The sequence below is a fragment of the Cryobacterium sp. TMB3-10 genome (assembly GCF_004402305.1).
Taxonomy (GTDB): Bacteria; Actinomycetota; Actinomycetes; order Actinomycetales; family Microbacteriaceae; genus Cryobacterium; species Cryobacterium zongtaii.
Map to the genome: position 1 here is coordinate 24064 of NZ_SOGH01000034.1, position 12415 is coordinate 36478.

12 protein-coding genes are annotated in these 12415 nt (G+C 67.3%); 6 read left to right on the top strand and 6 right to left on the bottom strand.

What is annotated here, in order from left to right:
- Positions 1–71: 71 nt before the first annotated feature.
- Complete coding sequence (locus E3T22_RS18760; protein ID WP_035837005.1) at positions 72–320, bottom strand: WhiB family transcriptional regulator; 249 nt, start codon at positions 318–320, stop codon at positions 72–74.
- Between the two features lie 182 nt (positions 321–502).
- On the opposite strand from E3T22_RS18760, the gene E3T22_RS18765 reads away from it, so the two are divergent.
- Positions 503–940 carry a hypothetical protein gene (locus E3T22_RS18765; RefSeq protein WP_240632377.1) on the top strand — a complete coding sequence of 146 codons (438 nt, stop codon included), beginning with the start codon at positions 503–505 and terminating at the stop codon, positions 938–940.
- Here E3T22_RS18765 and bcp read toward each other — a convergent pair whose 3' ends face one another.
- Genes bcp through aroA form a run of 3 tightly spaced genes read right to left on the bottom strand, consistent with a single transcriptional unit; the run spans position 941 to position 3868 of the window.
- Entirely contained in the window at positions 941–1414 is a 474-nt protein-coding gene (gene bcp / locus E3T22_RS18770) for a thioredoxin-dependent thiol peroxidase (RefSeq protein WP_134407779.1), read from the bottom strand. It lies immediately after the preceding gene.
- Positions 1415–1431: 17 nt separating this feature from the next.
- Positions 1432–2496 (bottom strand): ribosome small subunit-dependent GTPase A, encoded by a 1065-nt coding sequence (rsgA, locus tag E3T22_RS18775; protein ID WP_134480881.1) that lies wholly within the window; start codon positions 2494–2496, stop codon positions 1432–1434.
- A gap of 10 nt (positions 2497–2506) precedes the next feature.
- A complete protein-coding gene (aroA, locus tag E3T22_RS18780) occupies positions 2507–3868 on the bottom strand; it encodes a 3-phosphoshikimate 1-carboxyvinyltransferase (protein WP_134480880.1) in 1362 nt (453 codons plus the stop codon).
- A gap of 125 nt (positions 3869–3993) precedes the next feature.
- Between aroA and E3T22_RS18785 the strand changes: the two genes are divergently transcribed.
- A complete protein-coding gene (locus E3T22_RS18785) occupies positions 3994–4608 on the top strand; it encodes a sigma-70 family RNA polymerase sigma factor (protein ID WP_240632378.1) in 615 nt (204 codons plus the stop codon).
- On the top strand, positions 4605–4847 hold the full coding sequence (locus tag E3T22_RS18790) for a zf-HC2 domain-containing protein (protein WP_088455333.1): 243 nt from the start codon (positions 4605–4607) through the stop codon (positions 4845–4847). The genes E3T22_RS18785 and E3T22_RS18790 overlap by 4 nt, the downstream gene beginning before the upstream one ends.
- 11 nt (positions 4848–4858) lie before the next feature.
- Here E3T22_RS18790 and E3T22_RS18795 read toward each other — a convergent pair whose 3' ends face one another.
- Entirely contained in the window at positions 4859–5188 is a 330-nt protein-coding gene (locus tag E3T22_RS18795; RefSeq protein ID WP_088455334.1) for a hypothetical protein, read from the bottom strand.
- A gap of 160 nt (positions 5189–5348) precedes the next feature.
- Here E3T22_RS18795 and E3T22_RS18800 point away from each other — a divergent pair, with 160 nt between their 5' ends.
- The 3 genes from E3T22_RS18800 to E3T22_RS18810 all read left to right on the top strand — a co-directional run bounded on the left by E3T22_RS18800 (position 5349) and on the right by E3T22_RS18810 (position 8518).
- On the top strand, positions 5349–5804 hold the full coding sequence (locus E3T22_RS18800) for an Asp23/Gls24 family envelope stress response protein (RefSeq protein ID WP_134480879.1): 456 nt from the start codon (positions 5349–5351) through the stop codon (positions 5802–5804).
- Between the two features lie 103 nt (positions 5805–5907).
- Positions 5908–6171, top strand: a complete 264-nt coding sequence (locus E3T22_RS18805) for a GlsB/YeaQ/YmgE family stress response membrane protein (RefSeq protein ID WP_088455336.1) — start codon at positions 5908–5910, stop codon at positions 6169–6171.
- Between the two features lie 142 nt (positions 6172–6313).
- Positions 6314–8518 (top strand): MMPL family transporter, encoded by a 2205-nt coding sequence (locus tag E3T22_RS18810; RefSeq protein ID WP_103430716.1) that lies wholly within the window; start codon positions 6314–6316, stop codon positions 8516–8518.
- Positions 8519–8580: 62 nt separating this feature from the next.
- Here the strand turns inward: E3T22_RS18810 and E3T22_RS18815 are convergent, their stop codons facing one another.
- Positions 8581–12384, bottom strand: a complete 3804-nt coding sequence (locus E3T22_RS18815) for a multifunctional oxoglutarate decarboxylase/oxoglutarate dehydrogenase thiamine pyrophosphate-binding subunit/dihydrolipoyllysine-residue succinyltransferase subunit (RefSeq protein ID WP_088455338.1) — start codon at positions 12382–12384, stop codon at positions 8581–8583.
- Between the last annotated feature and the right edge of the window lie 31 nt (positions 12385–12415).

The following is a 12415-nucleotide window of genomic DNA, read 5'->3' on the forward strand; positions in this document are numbered from 1 at the left end:
CCGCGTCGCGATACAACAAAACGGGCGAGCAGCCGAAGCTGCTCGCCCGTTCAGAAGCTAGAGGAGAGGCTCTAAGAGGCGCGGCGTGCGCGGGCGGCGCGGCGCTTGAGGGCGCGGCGCTCGTCTTCGCTGAGGCCGCCCCAGACGCCGGAATCCTGCCCGGTCTCGAGAGCGTACTGAAGGCAAACCTCCGTGACGTTGCAGCGGGCACAAACGGATTTGGCCTTCTCGATCTGGTCGACTGCGGGACCAGTGTTACCGACCGGGAAGAAAAGTTCCGGGTCAGCGGTAAGGCAGGCTGCTTTATCGCGCCAATCCATAGGGGTGCTCCTTTATTGCGGGGGGATGCCTGGCCGATCGGCCGAAGATGCGGGGATGCCCAGGTTGCAGGAAGGTCAGATCTGCGAAGAGATCTGCTCACCACCCTGTGAGCGTCAACCGGGCCTTAAATATGGTCCCATAATAGGGATGTCAAATCAATAGTTTTGTATGGGATATCGCTGTGAGACAACCGTTCGACCCCAGCCAGGACGGCCTGGACGCGCCCAGGCCGGCCCGTCGGTCCCGCGCGCTCATCGCGCTGGTGCTGCTCCTGGCCGCCGAAGCCGCCCTGCTCTGGGCGGCCGTGCTGTGGCTGATCCTGGAGCTGCTGACCGATCAGCCCGCCTCCTTCGCCAGCGCACTGGCGATTCTGGTGCTCACCATCGTCGCGGCGGTCTGGGTGTCGGCCATCACCGTCGGCGCGCTCCGCGGGCGTTCCTGGATCCGGGCGGCGGCCGTGACCTGGCAGTTGGTTCAGGTCTTCGTCGCCATCGGCTGTTTTCAGGGCCTGTACGCCAGGCCGGACCTCGGCTGGGCGCTGCTCATCCCGTCGGTGCTCGTGATCGTGCTGCTGTTGACCCGCAGCGTGGTCGAGGCCACGAGCCGCCGCGAGCCCTAGTTAGATCCCGAGCTTCTTGCGCAGGCTGGCAACGTGGCCGGTGGCCTTCACGTTGTAGAGGGCCAGTGTCACCAGACCGGCTTCATCGATCACGAAGGTCGAGCGCAGCACGCCCGTGACGATTTTGCCGTAGAGGTTCTTCTCTCCCCAGGCGCCGTAGGCGCGGTGAACGGCGAGGTCCTCGTCGCTGAGCAGCGGGAAGGTGAGGTGATCCTTTTCGGCGAAGGTCGCCAGCTTCGCCATGGTGTCCTTGGACAGGCCGAGCACCTGGTAGCCGGCTGCGGCGAGCGAGCCCAGGCTGTCGCGGAAGTCGCAGGCCTGGGTGGTGCAGCCCGGGGTCATGGCGGCCGGGTAGAAGTACACCACGACCTTCTGGCCGCGGTAGGAGGCCAGGCTGACGGAGGCGCCGTCCTGGTCGGTGAGGGTGAAGTCTGGGGCCGTGTCGCCGGCTGCGAGCCGCGTGGAATCCGTCATGGAACCCACGCTACCGGTCAGTTCTCACCCGGGCGGTGCGCCGGCGCGGCCGCGAAGGTGGCCAGGAGGCGCTGGAGCGAGTCCAGGCGGGCCTTCCCGGTGGCGCCCAGGGTCCCGGCAGCCACGGCCTCGTTGATGGCGCAGTCCGGCGAGCTGGGCAGGTGCGTGCAGCCGCGCGGGCACTTCTCGGCGATGGTGGCCAGGTCGGTGAAGGCGCGCAGGATGTTGTCGGTGTTGATGTGGCCCAGGCCGAAGGAGCGTACGCCGGGGGTGTCGATGACCCAGCCGCGTCCGGCCTCCGTTTCGAGCCGCAGCGAGATCGTCGACGAGGAGGTGTGCCGGCCGCGGCCGGTGACGGTGTTGACCACGCCGACGGCGCGGTGCGCGTCGGGCACGAGGGCGTTCACCAGGGTGGACTTGCCCACGCCGGAGTGGCCCACGAAGACGGTGTCGTGGCCGACCAGCGTCGCGGAGATTTCCTCGAGGGGCATGGCGTCGTCGCGGCTCTGGAATACGGGCAGGTCCAGGCCGGCGAAGTTGTTCAGGAACTCGGCGGGGTCGGCGAGGTCGGTCTTGGTGATGCAGAGGATGGGGGAGACCCCGGCGTCGTAGGCGGCGACGAGGTAGCGGTCGACGAGACGGATGCGCGGTTCCGGGTTGGCCGCGGCCACCACGATGAGCATTTGGTCGGCGTTGGCCACGATCACGCGCTCCACGGCGTCGGTGTCGTCGGCGCTCCGGCGCAACAGGGTCTCGCGGGCCACGATGCGCACGATGCGGGACAGGCTGCCCTCGGCGCCGGTGGTGTCGCCGACGATGTCGACGCGGTCGCCGGTGACGACGGCGTGCTTGCGCAACTCGCTGGCGCGCGCGGCGGTGACCCGGCGTTCGGTGGGTTCGTTCTCGTCGAGCATCACCGTGTAACGGCCGCGGTCGACCGAGAGGATTCGTCCGGTCAGGGCGTCGCCGTGCTCCGGCCGGGTCTTGGTGCGCGGTTTGGTGCCCTTACGGCCCGGGCGAATCCGCACGCTCGATTCGTCGAACTCCGGCTCATCGTCATCCGGGCTCGACCACCAGGTCATTCTGTGCCCGTCACGAAGCGACCGGCCCGGACACCAGGCCGTGCCACAGCTCGGCGAACTGCGGGAGGGTCTTCGCCGTCGTGCCGATGTTCTCCACCTCGACACCCGCGACGACCAGCCCGAGCAGCGCTCCGGTGGTGGCCATCCGGTGGTCGTCGTAGCTGTGCCAGGTGCCGCCGTGCAACGGCCGCGGCTCGATGGCGAGTCCGTCCGGCAGTTCGGTGACGTGGCCGCCGAGATTGTTGATCTCCGTCGCCAGGGCGGCGAGCCTGTCGGTCTCGTGGTGGCGGATGTGGCCGATGCCGGTGATGGTGCTCGGGGAGTCGGCCAGGGCGGCCAGGCCCACCAGGGTGGGGGCCAGCTCGCCGCCGGTGGACAGGTCGAGGTCCACCCCGGTGATCCGGCCGGTGCCGGTGACCGTGAGCCTGTCGCCGTCGACGGTGACGGTGGCGCCGAAGCGCGGCAGCAGTTCGGCCAGGTGGGCGCCCACCTGGGTGGTCGTGGTCGGCCAGCCCGTGATGGTGACGCTGCCGCCGGCGACCAGAGCCGCGGCCAGGAACGGGGCGGCGTTGGAGAGGTCGGGTTCGATGTCGACCTCGGTGCCGCGGATCGGACCCGGTTCGACACACCAGACGCCGACCTCGGGGCTGGTGACGGTGACGCCGCGCTGCGCAAGGGTGTGAATGGTCATCTCGATGTGCGGCAGGCTCGGCAGGCGCTCGCCGGAGTGGCGCAGCCGCAGGCCGTTGGTGAAGCGGGGGGCCGCGAGCAGCAGGCCGGACACGAACTGGCTGGAGGAGGACGCGTCGATGGTCACCTCGCCACCGTCCAGGCCGCCGGTGCCGTGCACCGTGAACGGCAGGGCACCGCGACCGTCGTCGTTGATGTCGGCGCCCAGCGCGCGCAATGAACTGATCGTGGTCTTCATAGGTCGGCGTTTGGCGCCGGCGTCACCGTCGAAGGTGGTCGGGCCCAGCGCGAGCGCGGCGACCGGAGGCAGGAACCGCATCACGGTGCCGGCCAGACCGCAGTCGATCGTGGTGGAACCGAACAGCTCGCCGGGCGTGATGCGCAGGTCGGGGCCATATTCGCCGTCACCGTCGACGGACTCGATGGTTGTGCCGAGCTGCCGCAGCGCGGTAACCATGAGGTCGCTGTCCCGCGAGTGCAGCGGGGCGCGCAGCACCGAGGGCGCGTCGGCCAGGGCAGCCAGGACGAGTTCACGGTTGGTCAGCGACTTGGAGCCGGGCAGCGACAGGGTTGCCGTCAGCGCTCGCGGCGCGACGGGGGCCGCCCACAGGGCATCCGTCTCTTCGGGCGAATTGTCGCCGTATGGATCGAACTCCGGCTTGGAATATCTCGAGATCAACATCGGTTATCAGAATAGTCGGGATTGCCGATACACAGTGAGGCACAGGAGGTCACGTGAGCGCATCCACGCTTATGGAACGCACGGCCGCGACGCCCAGTGGCGTCGACGGCTTAGAATTGCCCGTGATGACAACAGATACAACTGCCACGCGGGACCTGTTCGAAGCACAGGCCATGCCGTTCATCGACCAGCTCTACGCAGCGGCGATGCGGATGACACGGAACCCCTCTGACGCCCAGGACCTCGTGCAGGAAACCTTCGTCAAGGCGTTTGCGTCGTTCAAGCAGTTCGAGCAGGGCACCAACCTCAAGGCGTGGTTGTACCGGATCCTCACGAACACCTTCATCAACACCTATCGCAAGAAGCAGCGTGAGCCCTACCAGGGCACCATCGACGACCTCGAGGACTGGCAGCTGGGCGGCGCGGAATCCACGACGGCGACGTCGAGCCGCTCCGCGGAAGCCGAAGCGATCGACCACCTGCCCGACAGCGCCGTCAAGGACGCCCTCCAATCGATCCCGGAGGACTTCCGCCTGGCGGTGTACTTCGCCGACGTCGAAGGCTTCTCCTACCAGGAGATCGCCGAAATCATGAAGACCCCCATCGGAACGGTGATGAGTCGCCTGCACCGTGGCCGCCGCCTGCTGCGCGAGTTGCTGGCCGGTTACGCCCTCGAGCGCGGACTCGGCACCGGCCAGAGCGCACCGATCAAGAAGACATCCGGGAGCACAGGAAAATGACCGATTGCGGTTGCGAGAAGGCCAAGGCCGAACTCGAAGAGTATCTGCACAACGAACTCCGCAAGGAGGACGCCATCGACATCCGGGAGCACCTGGAGCACTGCCCGGACTGTCGCAGCGAACACCACGTCGGGCGCACCCTCACCGAGGTGATGCAGCGGGCCTGCAAGGAGACCGCTCCCGAGGACCTGCGCGATCAGGTCTTGCTGCGGCTGCGTGCCATCCAGTCAGCGCACTGACGGCAGGCGCACTAGCCGATCCGCGCCACCTTCACTTCGATCGTCGTCACGGCAGGGTCGCCTGACTCGACGAAGTACTCCTCGATGGTGTCGTAGACCCTGCGGCAGACCTCCGTCGCCGCGTCAGCGTCCGCGATGCCGATGGCGACGGATGCCGTGACGCCCTCGTCCGTCTCGGTCAGTGTGACGAATTCCGGAGCCGTCGGCTTCGCCGTGATCGCCCCGACAACCTGGTGCACCACGGTGGCCACGATGGGCGCTGCCGGGTAGAGTTCGTCAACGCCCGGAACCTGTTCGACGGCTGCGGCCAGCTCCTCGGTCGGCTTCGTGGATGTGCTCATGACATCTCCAGTCTCGGGGGAGCGGGTGGTACCAGATCAGTGTAGATCTTCGGCGCTGAAAAAACTTTCCTGCGAATCCGTGACGAATCGAGCGTGGGCCGCGTCGTAACTTAGACGATGCAATTTCTGCCCTCATCGAGGACTACCAAGGAGTTTCCAGATGTTCAGTAGCACCCCCGAGCAGCCGACCTCGGCCACCACCCTGCCGGCCAACGCCGGCGAGGTGACCGACGGTGCTGTCGACAGGGCGGGGCAGGGCGTCACGACCATCAAGGACAGCGTCATCGCCAAGGTGGCCGGTCTGGCCGTGCGCGAGGTACCGGGCGTGCACTCCCTGGGCAGCGTGCCGACCAGGGCCCTCGGTGCGATCCTCGACGCCATCAGCAGTGCCGACGTCAACCCCGGCATCTCCGTCACGGTGAGCGACGACGACGTCGCCGTCGAAATCGTGCTCGTCGCCGACTATCCGGTGCCCCTGACGGCTCTCGCCGATCAGGTCCGCGCCGCGACGACGCGAGCCATCGAAGGTTTGGTGGGAATCGCGGTGTCAACCGTGAACGTGACCATCACAGACATTTACGTGGCCAAGGGACCCGAAGACAATGACGTCGCTTAGGTTCCCGGCCGCGTAATCAAGCCGGCTCGCAAGAGCCCGGTCGGACATGCACAGCACGTCCGAAACACCAGCAGTACCCACACCAACAGAAATGAGACACTCCATGGGGTTTTTCGGATTCCTTCTTCTCGGCCTCCTCGCGGGCGCCATCGCCAAGCTGATCCTCCCGGGCAACCAGGGTGGCGGATGGTTCATCACCCTTCTGCTCGGCGTTGTCGGCGCACTGCTCGGCGGATTCCTCGGTAGCGCCCTCTTCGGCGCACCGCTTGAAGACTTCTTCTCCATCCAGACGTGGCTTCTCGCCATCGGCGGATCCATCATCGTTCTGCTCATCTACGGCTTCGCCGTGGGCCGTCGCAAGGCGTAACAGCAGCGGGGTCTCCCCGGAGTGAAAAGGCGGCACTCGCACCCACAGGGTGCGGGTGCCGCCTTTTTCGATTTCCCGGTCACGATCTTCCAACTTTCGGACGACGCAGCGGTTTGCACGCTCGCCTACGCTCGGGACTGTGATGAAGACGACTGACCCCGCACCGCACTCAGACCCGGAGCGCCGGACCAGACGGACCGGCTCCGGCAGCCGGGTGCCGCTCTGGCTGCGCATCCTGATACCCACGATTTTGATCCTGGTCTGGTTCGTCATGTTCGGTGCCGGCGGGGCGTCATTCGGCCGGATCAGTGACGTGTCCACCAACGACCAGGTGCAGCAGCTGCCGGCCAGCGCCGACGCCACCAAGGTGCAGGCGTTGCAGGCCGAGTTCCGGGGGGATGACGTGCTGCCCGGTGTGCTGATCTACGAACGCTCCGGCGGACTCACCGAGGCCGACCAGGCCGCGATCACCGACCAGATCGCCGACCTGGCCCAGCTGGACGGCGTCGTCACCGAAAGCGTGTCGCCGGCGATCTTCTCCGAGGACGGGGAAGCGGCCGAGGCGATCCTCACCCTCGACACCGCCATCACCCCGGCCGACACCGTCGAGTCGATCCGCGCCTACCTCGCCGAGAACCCCATCGAGGGCGTCGATACCTATGTCACCGGACCGGCGGGCCTGATCGCCGACCTCACCGGTGCGTTCGCCGGCATCGACGGCATCCTGCTGCTCACCGCCCTCGCGGCCGTGCTGGTGATCCTCGTGATCGTCTACAGATCGCCGCTGCTGCCCGTCATCGTGTTGTTCACCAGCCTCGCGGCGCTCTGCGCCTCGGTGCTCGTGGTCGTCGCGCTGGCCAGCGCAGATGTGCTGATCCTGACCGGACAGACGCAGGGCATCCTGTTCATCCTCGTGATCGGGGCAGCGACGGACTATTCGCTGCTCTACGTCGCCAGGTTCCGCGAAGCCCTGCGGGACCACGAGAAGAAGTGGGATGCGACGCTCGTCGCCCTGCGCGGTTCGTTCGAGCCGATCCTGGCCGCCGGCGGCACCGTGATCGTGGGTCTGCTGTGCCTGCTGTTCAGCGACCTGAACTCCAACAAGGCCCTCGGCCCGGTCGCCGCGATCGGTATCGGCTTCGCCCTCCTGGCCGCACTGACCCTGCTGCCGGCGCTGATGCTCTGGGCCGGCCGTGCCGCGTTCTGGCCGGTGCGCCCGAAACTCGGCTCCGCCCACCCCGGCCTCGACGGCGACAACGCGAAGGGGGCCTGGCCGTGGCTGGCCAGGCTGATCAGCCGCCGGGCCCGGCTCATCTGGGTCGCAAGCACGCTCCTTCTCGCCGTCGCCGCCATCGGCGCGTTCCAGTTCAAGGCGGATGGCGTTTCACAGAGCGAATTCGTACTCGGCACCTCAGAGGCCCGGGACGGCCAGGCCGTGGTCGGGGAGCACTTCCCCGGCGGATCCGGCACCCCCGCCGTCATCATCGGCCCGGAGTCGGAGCTGCAGGCGATGACCGATGTGCTGCTCGCCAACGACGGCGTCGATTCCGTCACCGTGCTCTCCGAGGAGTCCGTCAGCGGCACCCTGCCGGTGACCGGCGACGGTGTGCAGGCGTTCGGCCCTCCGGGCACCCCGGTGGGCGAGCCGACGGTGATCGATGGCGACGTGATGCTGCAGGCGACCCTCACCGACGTGGGCGACTCCGCCCCGGCCGAAGCCACGGTTCGCGAGCTCCGGGTGGCCCTGGACGACGTGGCCGGCACCGTGCTGGTCGGCGGCACCACGGCCATCGCCGTGGACACCACCGACACGGCCATCCATGATCGTAACCTGATCATCCCGATCATCCTCGGCGTGATCCTGGTGATCCTGATGCTGTTGCTGCGCTCGATCCTCGCGCCGGTGCTGCTGATAGCCACGGTCGTGCTCTCGTTCGCCGCCGCGCTCGGTGTGGCGTCGTGGGTCTTCGACGGCCTGCTCGGGTTCCCCGGCGCTGACCCGGTTGTTCCGCTGTACGGATTCGTCTTCCTGGTGGCCCTCGGGATCGACTACAACATCTTCCTGATGACCAGGGTGCGAGAAGAGTCCATCCGATTCGGGACCCGGACCGGGATCCTGCGCGGACTCGTCGCCACGGGCGGGGTGATCACGTCGGCCGGTCTGGTGCTCGCCGCCACGTTCGCCGCGCTGGGCGTGCTGCCGATCCTGTTCCTGGCCCAGCTCGCGTTCATCGTCGCGTTCGGGGTGCTGCTGGACACCTTCGTGGTGCGCTCGCTGCTGGTGCCGGCCCTGGCCCACGACATCGGCCCGAAGATCTGGTGGCCGAGCAAGCTCGCCAAGTCCTGACCGCCTCGTACGAAGAAGGGCCGCACCCTGGCGGGTGCGGCCCTTTCTTCGTGTGCGTTGCGTTAGAGGGTGAGTGCGCTCTTGAGCAGCTCGGTCTGTTCCGCGGCGTGACGCTTGGCCGAACCGGCGGCGGGAGACGCGGACGCGGCCCGCGAGAACAGGCGGATCGGGCGCGTGCCGAGCTTGTTCGTCTGCAGGTAGAAGAACGGCCAGGCACCCTGGTTCTCCGGCTCGTCCTGCACCCAGGCCAGTTCGGCGTTCGGGTACTGCTCGGCGACCTGCTTCAGTTCGGCGCCGGGCAGCGGGTAGAACTGCTCCAGGCGCACCAGGGCGATCTCGGGGTTCGGGTTCTTCTCCAGGTCGGCCAGTAGGTCGTAGTACAGCTTGCCGGCCATGAACAGCACCCTCTTGACGGCGGCCTTGTCCTGGATCCGCGCATCGTCGATCACCGGTTCGAACTTGCCGCTGGTGAAGTCGGCGACCGGGCTGGTCGCGCCGCGCAGGCGCAGCATCGACTTCGGTGTGAAGACGATCAGCGGGCGACGCGGACGCATGTACGCCTGGCGGCGCAGCAGGTGGAAGTACGACGCCGGCGTCGACGGGCGGGCGACGGTCATGTTGTTCTCGGCGCACATCTGCAGGTACCGCTCGATCCGGGCGGACGAGTGGTCGGGGCCCTGACCCTCGTAGCCGTGCGGGAGCAGCAGCACAACGCTGGAACGCTGGCCCCACTTCTGCTCGGCCGAGGAGATGAACTCGTCGATGATGGTCTGGGCGCCGTTCGCGAAGTCACCGAACTGGGCCTCCCAGAGCACGAGGGCATCGGCCCGCTCCACGGAGTAACCGTATTCGAAGCCCATCGCCGCGTATTCGCTGAGCAGGGTGTCGTAGATCCAGAACCTGGCCTGGTTCTCGCTGAGATTTGCCAGCGGCAACCACTCCTGGCCGTTCATCCGGTCGTGCAGCACCGCGTGACGCTGCACGAAGGTGCCGCGGCGGGCATCCTGGCCGGCGAACCGCACCGGAGTGCCCTCCAGCAGCACCGACCCGAGCGCGAGCAGTTCGCCGAAGCTCCAGTCGATGTTGCCGTTGCGGCTCATGTCGAGGCGCTTCTGCAGCAGCTGCTGCAGCTTGTTGTGCACGGTGAACCCGGCCGGCTTGTTGTTGAAAGTGTCGCCGATGAGGTGCACGACGCTTTCGGGCACCCCGGTGGTCTCGGGTTCACCGACGGCGTCGTCAGGGGCACCGTGGCCGGCGAGTCCGCGGGCCGCCGCGGCCGCTTCGCCGGGCGTGATGATCGGGATCGACGAGGTCTGGGCGGCGTGCGTTTCCAGGAACGCCCGTTCCAGGCGGTCCTGGAAGTCGGCGTGGGCTGCTTCGAACTCCGCCTGGGTGATGTCGCCGCGTCCGACCAGCGCCTCGGTGTAGAGCTTCCGCACGCTGCGCTTGGCCTCGATGAGGTTGTACATCAACGGCTGCGTCATCGAGGGGTCGTCGCCCTCGTTGTGGCCGCGTCGGCGGTAGCAGACGAGGTCGATCACGACGTCGCGCTTGAATTCCTGCCGGTACGCGAACGCCAGTTCGGCGACCCGCACGACGGCTTCGGGGTCGTCGCCGTTCACGTGGAAGATCGGGGCCTGGATGGTCTTGGCCACGTCGGTGGAGTACACCGAGGTGCGGCCCTCACCGGGAGGCGTGGTGAAGCCGACCTGGTTGTTGACGACGAGGTGGATGGTGCCGCCGGTGCGGTAGCCGCGCAGCTGAGACATCTGCAAGGTCTCGAGCACCACGCCCTGGCCGGCCATGGCGGCGTCGCCGTGCACCAGGACGGGCAGGGTGGAGAACGTGCCGATGGGCTTGCGGTCCTGCTTGGCGCGCACGATGCCCTCGAGCACACCGTCGACGGCCTCGAGGTGGGACGGGTTGGCGGCCAGGTACACGGCCACCTCCTCGCCGTTGGTGCCGCGGAAGGTGCCCTCGGTGCCGAGGTGGTACTTGACGTCGCCGGAGCCCTGCACGCTGCGGGGGTCCTGGGTGCCCTCGAACTCGCGGAAGATCTGGCCGTAGGTCTTGCCGGCGATGTTTGTGAGCACGTTCAAGCGGCCGCGGTGGGCCATGCCGATGCAGACCTCGTCGAGGCCGGCCTCCGCGGAGCCCTGCAGGATCGCGTCGAGCAGCGCGATAGTGGACTCGCCGCCCTCGAGGCTGAAGCGTTTCTGGCCGACGTACTTGGTCTGCAGGAACGTCTCGAATGCCTCGGCCTCGTTGAGCTTGCCGAGAATGCGCATCTGCTCGTCGTGGGTGGGCTTGACGTAGGTCTTCTCCATTTTCTCCTGCACCCACTTGCGCTGGGCCGGGTCCTGGATGTGCATGTACTCGATGCCCGTCGTGCGGCAATACGAGTCCCGCAGCACGCCGAGGATGTCGCGCAGCAGCATCGTGCGCTTGGTGCCGAAACCACCGGTGATGAACTCGCGGTCCAGGTCCCAGAAGGTGAGGCCGTGGCTGGCGATGTCCAGGTCAGGGTGGGTGCGCTGCTGGTACTCGAGCGGGTCGATGTCGGCCATCAGGTGGCCGCGCACGCGGTAGGCGTTGATCAGTTCCTGCACGCGGGCGGTCTTGTCGACGGCGCTGGCCAGGTCGACGCTGATGTCGGGGGCCCAGTGGATGGGGTCGTACGGGATCCGGATCGCGGCGAAGATGTCTTCGTAGAAGTTGTGCTGGCCGATGAGCAGCTCGTGCACGATCTTGAGGAACTCACCCGAGCCGGCACCTTGGATGACCCGGTGGTCGTAGGTGCTGGTGAGGGTGATGGTCTTGGAGATGGCCAGGCTGGTGAGCGTCTTGACGCTCGCGCCCATGAACTCGGCCGGGTAGTCGAGCGCGCCGGCGCCGATGATGCAGCCCTGGCCCTTCATCAACCGCGGCACCGAGTGCACGGTGCCGATGCCGCCGGGGTTGGTCAGTGATACCGTGGCGCCGGAGAAGTCGTCGGCGGTGAGCTTGCCCTTGCGGGCGCGGCCGACCAGGTCTTCGTAGCTGGTCAGGTACTCGCCGAAGGTCATGGTGTCGGCCCGCTTGATGGCCGGGACCATCAGCGAGCGGGTGCCGTCGGGCTTGGGTAGGTCGATTGCGATGCCCAGTCCCACGTGGGCGGGGGCGATCACCGAGGGCTTGCCGTCCTGCTCGTCGTAGTAGACGTTCTGGCTGGGGAACATCTTGAGCGCCCGGATCAGTGCCCACCCGATCAGGTGGGTGAACGACACCTTGCCGCCGCGGGCCCGCTTCATGTGGTTGTTGATCACGATGCGGTTGTCGATGAGGAGCTTCGCCGGGATGGTGCGCACGCTCGTCGCGGTGGGCACGGTGAGGCTGGTGGCCATGTTGGCCGCGAGGCTCTTGGCCATGCCGCGGAGCGGGGTGACGACATCCTGCGGGGGAGTGGGCGCGACGGCGGAGACCACGGGCTGTGGGGTGGTGATCGGGGCGTCGGCGGGAACCGGCTCCGGCTTGGGGGCGATCGACGTGGTGCGGGCCGTGCGCGGGCCGCCGAGAACGGGGATCGGCGCGGTGATCGGGTGCGCTTCGGCCGTTGGCGTCGCGGGTTCCTCTGCCAGCGGGGGAACCTCTGCGGCGGCGGGGGCGATGCTCGAGGCAGCACCCTCGGAGGCCGGGGCGTCCTGCTCTGCCTGCTTCGGCGCCGTTGCACTCTGGTGGTAACTGTCCAGAATCGGCCACCAGGCCCGATCCACCGAGTTCTTGTCGATGAGGTAACGTTCGTAAAATTCGTCTACGAGCCATTCGTTGGCTCCGAATTCAGCAGAGGCCGTTTCTTCGGACCCACCGCCGGTCAACTGGTTCGACACAGCTGATCGCCCACTCTCTTCGTTGATTCTG

What these genes read in the sequence shown, in the direction of transcription:
- bcp (WP_134407779.1), bottom strand. Translation starts at nt 1,414, where the DNA reads ATGACGGATTCCACGCGGCTCGCAGCCGGCGACACGGCCCCAGACTTC.
- E3T22_RS18805 (WP_088455336.1), top strand. Translation starts at nt 5,908, where the DNA reads ATGGGGTTTTTCGGATTCCTTCTTCTCGGCCTCCTCGCGGGCGCCATC.
- rsgA (WP_134480881.1), bottom strand. Translation starts at nt 2,496, where the DNA reads ATGACCTGGTGGTCGAGCCCGGATGACGATGAGCCGGAGTTCGACGAA.
- E3T22_RS18785 (WP_240632378.1), top strand. Translation starts at nt 3,994, where the DNA reads ATGACAACAGATACAACTGCCACGCGGGACCTGTTCGAAGCACAGGCC.
- E3T22_RS18790 (WP_088455333.1), top strand. Translation starts at nt 4,605, where the DNA reads ATGACCGATTGCGGTTGCGAGAAGGCCAAGGCCGAACTCGAAGAGTAT.
- E3T22_RS18760 (WP_035837005.1), bottom strand. Translation starts at nt 320, where the DNA reads ATGGATTGGCGCGATAAAGCAGCCTGCCTTACCGCTGACCCGGAACTT.
- E3T22_RS18800 (WP_134480879.1), top strand. Translation starts at nt 5,349, where the DNA reads ATGTTCAGTAGCACCCCCGAGCAGCCGACCTCGGCCACCACCCTGCCG.
- E3T22_RS18810 (WP_103430716.1), top strand. Translation starts at nt 6,314, where the DNA reads ATGAAGACGACTGACCCCGCACCGCACTCAGACCCGGAGCGCCGGACC.
- E3T22_RS18795 (WP_088455334.1), bottom strand. Translation starts at nt 5,188, where the DNA reads ATGAGCACATCCACGAAGCCGACCGAGGAGCTGGCCGCAGCCGTCGAA.
- aroA (WP_134480880.1), bottom strand. Translation starts at nt 3,868, where the DNA reads ATGTTGATCTCGAGATATTCCAAGCCGGAGTTCGATCCATACGGCGAC.